General features: G+C 58.0%; 7 protein-coding genes and 1 pseudogene. 1 reads left to right on the forward strand and 7 read right to left on the reverse strand.

The window, feature by feature from the left end; genetic code table 11:
• Nucleotides 1-724 (forward strand): annotated as a pseudogene (locus EN935_RS14790) (IS5/IS1182 family transposase); the annotation flags it as partial.
• Nucleotides 725-972: 248 nt separating this feature from the next.
• Here EN935_RS14790 and EN935_RS41435 read toward each other — a convergent pair.
• From EN935_RS41435 to EN935_RS14830, 7 genes are all read right to left on the reverse strand, one after another.
• Nucleotides 973-1641, reverse strand: coding sequence for a hypothetical protein (locus EN935_RS41435; RefSeq protein ID WP_176477193.1), 669 nt, complete (start codon nucleotides 1639-1641; stop codon nucleotides 973-975).
• A 562-nt stretch (nucleotides 1642-2203) separates the two neighbouring features.
• Nucleotides 2204-2980, reverse strand: coding sequence for an ectoine/hydroxyectoine ABC transporter ATP-binding protein EhuA (ehuA, locus tag EN935_RS14800; RefSeq protein WP_063170381.1), 777 nt, complete (start codon nucleotides 2978-2980; stop codon nucleotides 2204-2206).
• Nucleotides 2981-3099: 119 nt separating this feature from the next.
• Entirely contained in the window at nucleotides 3100-3768 is a 669-nt protein-coding gene (gene ehuD, locus EN935_RS14805; RefSeq protein ID WP_063169345.1) for an ectoine/hydroxyectoine ABC transporter permease subunit EhuD, read from the reverse strand.
• Complete coding sequence (gene ehuC, locus EN935_RS14810; protein WP_063169346.1) at nucleotides 3765-4436, reverse strand: ectoine/hydroxyectoine ABC transporter permease subunit EhuC; 672 nt, start codon at nucleotides 4434-4436, stop codon at nucleotides 3765-3767. The genes ehuD and ehuC overlap by 4 nt, the downstream gene beginning before the upstream one ends.
• Before the next feature lie 59 nt (nucleotides 4437-4495).
• Nucleotides 4496-5368 carry an ectoine/hydroxyectoine ABC transporter substrate-binding protein EhuB gene (ehuB, locus tag EN935_RS14815; RefSeq protein WP_082826582.1) on the reverse strand — a complete coding sequence of 291 codons (873 nt, stop codon included), beginning with the start codon at nucleotides 5366-5368 and terminating at the stop codon, nucleotides 4496-4498.
• A 224-nt stretch (nucleotides 5369-5592) separates the two neighbouring features.
• Nucleotides 5593-6714, reverse strand: coding sequence for an alpha/beta hydrolase (locus EN935_RS14820; RefSeq protein ID WP_063169347.1), 1122 nt, complete (start codon nucleotides 6712-6714; stop codon nucleotides 5593-5595).
• Nucleotides 6715-7484: 770 nt separating this feature from the next.
• Nucleotides 7485-7612: GMC oxidoreductase (locus EN935_RS14830; protein ID WP_144289770.1), on the reverse strand; the 128-nt coding region annotated here is incomplete at its 5' end.

Consider the following 7612-nt stretch of genomic DNA (forward strand, 5'->3'; position numbering starts at 1 on the left):
GTTGCAGGAGAGCCTCAGCCTTGCGGTCAAGACCGGGGCGATGAAGCCGGCCGACACGCGCCAGGTGATCGTCGACACAACCGTGCAGCCGAAGAACGTCATGTTCCCGACCGACGCCAAGCTCATCAACCGGGCGCGCGAACGGCTGGTGCGGCTGGCCAAGAGGGAAGGAGCTCCATTTGCGCCAGAGCTATCAGCTGGCGCTGATCAGCCACCAGCGCTATGCCCACGCCAAGCAGTTCAAGCGGGCCAACAAGGCGCTGCGCAGGCTCAAGACCTATCTCGGCCGGACCATTCGCGACATTTCTCGCCAGATCGCCGGCGATGCGGGGCTGGACGCGCTCTTCAAATGGCCGTTCTACCAGGCCGCCACCGTTCTCTAGCAACGCCAGCGCCAGCGCGGCCGCAAGATCTACAGCCTGCACGCGCACGAGGTGGAATGCATTGGCAAGGGCAAGGCGCATATGCCCTACGAGTTCGGTGTGAAGGTGTCGGTGGCCACCACGCTGAAGCGCTCCAAGGGCGGCCAGTTCGCCCTGCATGCAAAAGCGCTGCCCGGCAATCCCTATGACGGCCACACGCTGGCAAGCGTCATATCGGCCACATCAAGAACGAACACCGCATGGGCCGCAACTACCTCGCCGGCCAGCAGGGCGACGCCCTCAACGCCGTCCTGGCCGCCGCCGGATACAACTTCTCCCTCCTGCTCAGGTGGCTGAAGTGATTTTTGTGGCCCTTGATCGCCCTGCTTCAACTCCGGCCGAAGTCGGTCGCCGCTTAGCGTCTGGATCACGGTCGACCAGCACGAGTTCCAAAAATCCAACCTGCATCTCAGGCACCGCGTCCTGACCTCGGAAATCGAGGATCCAGTCTCGACAGAGTATTCGACAAGATGCGGACGTGTGTTACAATAACGAGCCGCAACTCATACCAGACATGAGCTCATATTTTGGGATAGTGGCCTCCAAGCGGTCAAGCCACGGACGCGAATGTCATCCGATAAAGGGTCGCGGCGTCATAGATGGGCAGTCCTGTCCTACGACGGATTGCTGACGTCACCATCGGGAACAATGTACATTCAAATAGGAGGGCGGCAATCCCCGGATGTGCGGCGCCAAGTCGCGCGACACAGGCTGCAACCTCCGACTCCATTTCAACAACACCAGCCGGCCACGCGTCACCTTCAATGCCGCCGATGACTACTCTTGCCTCTGCGGATGAATCTATGCCCAGCAGCTCTTTGCCGCAGTGTCTTGAGTCTGCGGCCACAACGGCGAGCTTTGCGTCAGCTGGAAGCTGCCGGAGTAGCGTGGGCGCCAGTAGCAGGCTCGACATGGCCACCGGGACTTCGACAGACGCGGCCACTGCAGCCTGGTACCGGATACTGAACCCGCAGTCCCCGGTTATCGCGACTGCTCCGCGCTCGACCAACCGCCTGGCAGCTGCAATGTAGGCCGGCTCGAGAGAAGCATCACCGGGAATGACCCTCTCCTCCAAAGCCCCGGCCGCGGTCTCTATTATAATTGGGAAGTCGAAAGTTGCCGGGTTGAAGACCGACTCCGGTTGCGGTGGCGGAAATTCACGAGGCGGAAGTCCGATCTCCAGCCCAATAATTCCGAGGGCCCTTTGTTGAGTTGTCACGGAAGCATCCTTCTTCTGGAAGCAGCTAAGATGGTGATTTCGGCAGCAAATGCCCATCACCTGCGCGATACAGGTTCTCTCTGAATGCACGAATTTAACAGCGTCGAAACGGCTGTTTCAGAGAAACATGCCTTTCCAGGCGCAGTAAGTCGGCATTGTTTTGGTGCATTCGCATGAAAGCCGTAAAAACTGGGAAACCGCAGAACGCTTGTGCGACCCTCCCCGGGCCTGTAGGATACCGGGTTTGCGTCCGCCGTCAGACAATCGTGTTAGGGCACTTTCCAGAGCCCAGATGCCCTGAATGGCAGATTGAACGCACATCAGATCTTCAAGCTCGCAACTGCCGAACGGGCAGCGCTATTTACCTAACTCGACCAATCTGGGGCTTGGACCGGACGATCCTAGTTATGCAGTCCTGAATGAACTGGGGCAGTAACCTCGACATCAACCCGGCCCTGAAAAACCGCGCGTAGGTTCGTCGCAGGGCAGCCTGCTCCGAACGGACCAGTTCCTGCCCGGAAGCCACCCACGGGATAACTCAACTAGCGGCACAACCCGCAACTCACCTCGTCTCCAGCACCGCATTGAGAAACTGCTGCGTTCGCTCGTTTTGCGGATTGCCTAAAAGCTGGCTGGGCGGGCCTTGCTCGACAATCTTACCGCCAGAAAAGAAGCACACGCGATCGGAGAACTCCTTGGCAAAGCCCATCTGGTGCGTGACCATCAGCATTGTGAGGTCATGTTCGGCGCTGAGCTTGCGGATGACGTTGAGCACCTCTCCAACCAGTTCCGGGTCAAGCGCTGATGTCACCTCGTCAAACAGCATCACCTTGGGCCGCATGGCCAACGCCCGAGCGATCGCCACGCGTTGCTTCTGGCCCCCGGAAAGCTGGATCGGGAAATGGTTCTTCTTGTCGCCGAGGCCCACCAAGTCGAGCAGCTCTGCCGCTCGGGCCTCCGCCTCCTTCTTCGAGAGCCCAAGGACGGAGATCGGCGCCTCCATGCAGTTCTGCAGAGCAGTCATATGCGGGAACAGGTTAAAGTGCTGGAACACCATACCGATCTTGGCACGCACGCGACGGAGATGACGCTCGCTCGCCGGCACTATTTGGCCGTTCTTCTGCGTATGCGTCAACGGTTCACCGTCGACCCATATCACCCCCCCGTTGATGTGCTCAAGCGTCATCAGCATGCGCAGAACGGTGGTCTTGCCCGAGCCGGACGGACCAATGATGGACACCTTCTCGTTGCGTGCGATCTCGAGATTGAGTTCGTCCAGCACCGTCAACGCGCCGTAGCGCTTTGTGACGTTCTCGAAGCGAACTATGGGTTCGTTCATGACTTTTTCGCTGCGCCTGATATCGAGGTCAAGCTCGTCCCGCCTGGCTGATGCCCTAGGGCGCTTCGTGAGATCGTCCTCGAAGCGAAGCACAAATTCGCTCATAGTATAAGGCCTCCCTATTGCAGATGGTAGCGGCGGTTGAGCCAGACGCGGACCGACTGCACGATAGCGGAAGCAACCAAGCTGAACACGTAGTAGAAGAAGCCGCACATAGTGATCGCTTCTATGTATCGATAGTTATTGCCCCCGAAATTTTTCGCCTGCTGCAGCATCTCGAAGATCGAGATTGCCGCCAGGACCGGCGTGTCCTTGAACATGCCGATGAAGTAATTGCCCAGAGCTGGCACCATGGGCGGGATCGCCTGCGGCAGAATGATTGTTCGCCAGGTCCGCGTTCGCGAAAGGTTTAGTGCCGTACAGGCCTCCCACTGGCCGCCATCCACATTCTCGATGCCGCCGCGGAAGACTTCGGAACAATAGGCTGCATAGTGGATCCCCAGCACGCCAACTCCCGCCGTCCAGGCAGGAATGAAGATTCCGATCTGCGGACCAACGAAATAGACAAAGAACAACTGCAGCAGCAAGGGCGTTGAACGGATAAACTCCACGATCTCCGCCATGGTGGTCGAGACGTAGCGGTTTGGCGACTGGCGAATCATCGCGAAGACAAGACCCAATATCAGCGCGATCGCAAACCCGAGCAGCGTAGCCTCAATGGTGACGATCGCTCCCTGATAGAGATATGGGAAAGCCTCCCATACGTAAGACCAATCCCAGATCTTCAAGCCACCTGCTCCCGAACGAAACCGCGCGAGACGCGGCGTTCCAGCCAGCGCACGAAAGGAGTGATGAGGGCGCGCGCGATGATGTAATAACCGAATAGTGCAACCGCAAAGAACAGCATATAATCGCCAGTTGCGTCGGCCGCCTGCTTGGCGGCGCTAGTAAATTCGGGAATGGTGATGAAGAAGACGAGCGAGCTACCCTTAAGCACATCGATGAGCATGTTACCCCAGGTCGGCAGCATGGCGCGCATTGCCTGTGGGAGGATAATACGCCGCATCATGGTGAGCCGCGAAAAATTGAGCGCTGTAGATGCCTCATACTGGCCCCTATCAACGGCCTGAATGGCGGCGCGGACATACTCGGCTGCGTAGCCAGAGGCATTCATTCCGATCCCCAAAATTCCGACAGTCCACGGCGACAGGAAAATACCGAAAATCGGCAATACAAAGAACCACCAGTAGAGCTGAACCAGCATGGACGTCCCGCGGAAGAATTCGATGTAGGCGATACTGAACCAGCGCAACTGCCGACGGGGAGAGACTCGGGTCAGGCCCACGAAAAGCCCAAGGACGATCGCTACGACGCAGGCGCCAAGAGTGACGATGACCGTAGTCATGACGCCCTTGGTGAGCACGGCAAAGATAAAGCTGAGATCGACCTTACTCATATGCCCTCCCCACTGACCGCCTACCGGCCAAGGGCCGGGGAGCGGTCAGACGCATAGCTTCAGCCCTTGCAAAGATCAGCGGTCTTGCTGCCATCCGGGAGATCGCGTTTGGTGTAACCATATTTGCCGACCGCGGCCATCATTTCGTCAGAGCCAATATAGTCTTTCAACACAGCATTGAACGCGTCTACCGCAGCCTGTTCGCTGAGCGGGAAGGCTATGGCGGGATGTTCATTCGGTCCCGGCGGGGTATACGGGTCAGCCACCTCAATGCTGGGATCCTGCTCGGCAAGAGTCGTCGCGTTCAGACTATAGAGCGAGCCGGCAGCGGCGCGGCCGGCCTTTACAGCCTGTACGACCTCGGGCGGTCCGGCGACCTGCATAACCTTGTCGTCAGGGAAACCTAATTTCTTCGCCTGCTCGACTGCGGTGGTACCCGTCATGATGGCCAGGGTAAGCCCCTTCTTCTGAGCGTCATGGAGGGAATGCAGCGCTTCCGGATTGCCCTTCGGCACGATCATCGAATCATTGCTCGATGCGATCGGTTCGCTGAACAGGACGTTGCGGCACCGCTCCGGCTTAATCCACATGCCGCCCGTGATGATGTCAAAGCGACCAGCCTGGAGGCCCGGGACAAGGGAACCCCAATCGGTTACGACCGGCTCGATTTTGGTCGTTCCCATCTTTCTCAGAACGTCCAGTGTCATCACATTGACCAGGCCAAGCGGCTCGTTGTTCGCACCAGGATAGGCACTGGGAGGCTCATTGGTGAAGCCAAGACGGATCGTTTCTCCGTTCTTAATCTTATCGAGCAGCGACTCCGCCGAGGCCGAACCGGCAAAGGACGAGATTGTCATCGCCGCCAGGCCGAGCGCGGCAATCCTCTTCAAGATTGCAGCCTTAAAGCATTCGTCGAGTTTCCACTTGACCACTGGTTAGTCCTCCGTTTTCGCATCGCCGATGGTCTCCCGATATGCCTCGGGAAAAGACCATTGCATCATTTGTTGAGCTTGTAGTCCGGCGGTTCCCATCATCGTGTGAGCTGCAGGGTCCCCACTTAGGTATAGATTCCTCCAGTCGATCCTTTGCTACGCCACTTGTGCATGCTTCGTGAGCGTAGCAGCGCAGCTGTGGTGCTTTGTGCGAGAAATGCAAGTTATTCGCAGAAATTCGGTGATTTTTGGGTGCATACGCACATTTCCGTCATCCCCGTGGTTCGTTGGAAGTGAACAATCGCGAGCTGTGGTATGGCCAACTGAGGCACACCACGTCTTGCATGACTCCTGCCCTGCCCGGTTGGATGGGCGCCACCGCCTGGGCTATGCCCTTGTTGCCATGGCAGGGCACAAGTTCGTCGTATGCGACACGCCGCTGAGAGATTCGCCTCGGAGACGCTGGCCCGAGCATTGTTCCCGTCACAGTTGATCATTCGTGCCATTGACGGATGAGTCTGTTCACGGCTTCGCTCCGGATCAACCTGGACGGAATCGCCGGCATTATTGAGCAGATGGAAATCTGAATTCCTGATCAGCTTCGCCAGGTTGATCCCTTGCTCCGGCGTCGCGGTAGGGTCGTTCTTGGACCAGATGATCAACGTCTGGGCCTGAAGCTGATCAAGGTAGGGGAAGATATACTTCTGCTGCAGCAGTGGATAACGATGCAGGTTTGTCTCGTCTTCCGGCAATCTCTGCCAGATCTCCCATTGTCCCCGAGCCGCGGCCCGCCGATAGGCTTCTCGCTCGGCGCATTCCACATCCTGCCCGTGGGCGCGGCAGCTTTTCCGCCGTGCGGTGATGTATTCCTCTTCGCTCGGCATCGGGCCGGAACAGCCGTAAGCCTGCCGGCAGGCCTCCAGCCAAGCTTCGTCACGGTCATCTCCGAACGCCGGCGACACGGAGTTAGCGGTCAGCAGGACAAGCTTAGAAACAAGATCGGGACGCACGATCGCGACCCGCGCGTCGACGAATGATCCTTCTGAATGGCCGACTAGCGTGATCTGCTTCAAACCCAGTTGTTGGAGGAAGCTAATTACATGATTCACACGACCGAGCCGGTTAATGTATTTGCAGTCAGCAGGATAATCCGTTCCCCCAAAATGGAGTTGATCAATCGCTACTACCGTAAATTGATCGGATAGCCCGTTCAGCTGCCGAACAAAGGAACTCTTAGCCTCTGCACGGAAGCCCGCCCCCTGCAGGAAAACAATCGGCCTACCAGCTCCGTTCTCGCAGTACGATGTCTCGACACCATCAACCGATACGCGATGCTTGGTGATCATCGGTTCCTCGGCAAAAGGAGGGGCATCAGGTCGGCATTGCGACATGCGAGATGGACTGCCATTGCTCACTCCTGAGCGTAGCAGCCTCACATGCCACGTTGCCGAACTATCTCGTCTGAATACCGGAAATCGGCACCCCGGAGCCTCGCGTCTTGTCACTTTGCTCTGTCGTCGCCCAGCCACTGCGGCCGGGAGCCTTTTAGGTGCATGGGTGGCATTCCCCGCAAGATTTCAACCCTTGCACAGGTCGCCGGTCTTGGTGCCGTCCGGCAGATTGATTTTGGTGTAGCCGTATTTTGACCGACTGCATCATTTGGTCGGAGCCGATATAAGTATTCAATACCTCGTTGAAGGCATCGACCGCCTGCTGATTGGGCAGGAAGGCGAGACTTGGGTAGCCGGCCTTCCCAGCCGGCGGGGTGAACGGATCTGCCATTTCAACGCTGTCGACCTTGTCAGCGAGCTCCTTACCGTGAAGTAGTTTAGCGACCCCGCCGCCGCGCGGCCGACCTTCACTGCCTGCAAGAATTCGGCCTGGCCGGCGACCTGCATGACACGATCCTCCGGAATGCCCGCGTCTTTGGCGGTCGTGACCGTGTCGGAACCGGCGGTGGTGACCAGCGTTAGGCCCTTATCACGAATATCGTCAAAGGAGTGCTGGTCTTTTGGGATTGCCATTCGGCATGAGCAGGGCTTCGGTGAACTTAGCAAGCGGCTCGGTGAACACCACATTGCGGCAGCGCTCCGGCAGAATGTACATGCCGCCTGGCCTAGCTCCGTCTGCCGTCTCTCAAGGTTGTGTCGGCCAATTTCTCAGCCACCATAATCGTCGGAATGTTTGTGTTCGCCCGAGGGCAAAATGGCATGACGGAAGCGTCGGCGATCCTCAAACCCAAAA

It is taken from the genome of Mesorhizobium sp. M7D.F.Ca.US.004.03.1.1 (assembly GCF_003998635.1).
GTDB lineage: Bacteria > Pseudomonadota > Alphaproteobacteria > Rhizobiales > Rhizobiaceae > Mesorhizobium > Mesorhizobium loti.

What these genes read in the sequence shown, in the direction of transcription:
- ehuA (WP_063170381.1), bottom strand. Translation starts at nt 2,980, where the DNA reads ATGAACGAACCCATAGTTCGCTTCGAGAACGTCACAAAGCGCTACGGC.
- ehuC (WP_063169346.1), bottom strand. Translation starts at nt 4,436, where the DNA reads ATGAGTAAGGTCGATCTCAGCTTTATCTTTGCCGTGCTCACCAAGGGC.
- EN935_RS14820 (WP_063169347.1), bottom strand. Translation starts at nt 6,714, where the DNA reads ATGATCACCAAGCATCGCGTATCGGTTGATGGTGTCGAGACATCGTAC.